Source organism: Myxococcus sp. CA023 (assembly GCF_010998615.1).
Taxonomy (GTDB): Bacteria; Myxococcota; Myxococcia; order Myxococcales; family Myxococcaceae; genus Myxococcus.
The window spans coordinates 1-458 of record NZ_JAAEAH010000195.1; the positions used below are offsets into that span (position 1 = coordinate 1).

Genomic DNA, 458 nt, shown 5'->3' on the forward strand with positions numbered 1-458 from the left:
GGCCTGCGGGATCTCGTCCTTGCTGACCCGGGGGGCCGGCGGGCCGGCGAGCTCCAGGACGATGGGGTCGTTCGGCGTGGTCGGCTCCGGGCGTGCCTCGATGCCGACCGCGCGCAGCAGCCCGCGGACCTTCCCGCGCTCGGCGGGCAGGGTGACCAGCACGTCGGCGCCCTCGGCGCCGGCGCGCGCGGTCCGCCCGCCGCGGTGCTGGTAGGTCTTGGCATCCTCCGGCGGGCCGAGGTGCACGACCAGCCGGATGCCGTCGACGTGGATGCCGCGGGCGGCGACGTCCGTGGCCACGAGCACCCGGTAGAAGCCGTCGGTGAAACCGGCCAGTGCCCGGGTCCTGGCGCCCTGCGGCATCCCGCCGTGCAGCGGCTCGGCCGGCACGCCCGCGCGGCTGAGGGACTCGGCCACGCGGTCGGCGTCCCGCTGGGTCCGGACGAAGACCAGGGTGC

General features: G+C 77.5%; 1 protein-coding gene. It reads right to left on the minus strand.

Translation table 11 applies throughout. From position 1 onward, the window contains the following. On the minus strand, positions 1 to 453 hold a 453-nt coding region (locus F8M74_RS37230; protein WP_256368050.1), incomplete at its 3' end, for a C-terminal helicase domain-containing protein. Positions 454 to 458: the final 5 nt, after the last annotated feature.